Raw genomic sequence first — 1253 nt, 5'->3', positions numbered from 1 at the left:
GCCTGTTCCGTGCTCAGGCAGCTAAGACTCCTAATAACATTGCCGTCGTATTCAAGGACAGGCAGATGACCTATCGTGAGCTGGATGACCTGACCAACCATTTAGCTGCATACCTTATTAATATGTACCATGTACAGCCCGAAGAGGCCATCGGTGTAATGATAGAACGTTCAGAACTGATGGCCATCTATCCGCTGGCTATCATGAAGGCTGGCGCAGCCTACATGCCGCTCGACTTCAATTTCCCGGAGGAGCGCCTGCAGTACATGTGCCAGGATGCCGAAGTACGTCTCATCCTGAGTGAAGGACTACGAGTGCATCATGCCATGCCGTCATTTAAAGGAGAAATCTTCACGTCTGATGCTTTGGAGACTTTGCCTAAGTGTAGCAGTCCGTTACCTGATCCACTGCCTTCACACAGGTATGTCATTCTCTATACTTCCGGCTCTACGGGCAGGCCTAAGGGCGTGGCACTGGAACACCATGGCATCGTGAATTTCTGCCACTGGTATAACAAAGAATTCCGCATGACATCTGACGACCGGGCTTTGGCCTATTCAAACTTCGGTTTCGATGCCCACATGATGGATCTCTATCCTGCAATGACTTGCGGTGCCTCCGTATATATCATTGACAGCGAGATGCGTATGGACATCGGCCGCATGAACCACTACATGGAGGATAATGCCGTCAGCATAGCATTCCTTACTACGCAGGTAGGACATTTCTTCGCTTCATCCATAGAGAATCATTCCCTGCGACTTCTCTCCGTCAGCGGTGAGAAGCTGTCAGCTGTCAGGAAGCCCCCCTACGAATTCTATAACTGCTGCGGCCACACCGAATGTTCCATATATACTACATACTACAAGATTGAGAGTGACTATGACACGCCTGTCATTGGCCGCCCGCTGGCCAACTACCAGTTGTATGTTGTAGACCCGTCTATGAGACTGTTGCCTTGCGGAGTGGCCGGCGAACTGATAATCTGTGGTAAAGGTGTCGGACGTGGCTATCTGCATCCGTCGGATAAGGATGCTGAAAAGTTCACGACCTTCATGGGATTACGGGCCTACCGTACAGGCGACCTCTGCCGCTGGAATGGACAGGGAGAGCTTGAGTATCTCGGACGTATTGACTCTCTGGTGAAACTAAGGGGGCTCCGCATTGAGTTAGGTGAGATAGAAAATCAAGCATCTCAATTCGATGGTATTCGTCAGGCCATAGCGAATGTTTATGATGGACAGCTGCTTTGC

General features: G+C 50.4%; 1 protein-coding gene. It reads left to right on the top strand.

The features are described from left to right. The coding region (locus BUB86_RS16890; protein ID WP_175549541.1) for an amino acid adenylation domain-containing protein at positions 1–1253 on the top strand (1253 nt) is incomplete at both ends.

Source organism: Xylanibacter ruminicola (genome assembly GCF_900142525.1).
Classification (GTDB): Bacteria; Bacteroidota; Bacteroidia; order Bacteroidales; family Bacteroidaceae; genus Prevotella; species Prevotella ruminicola_A.
Note: the sequence above shows the minus strand (reverse complement) of the source record. Positions and strands in the feature narration are given on the sequence as shown.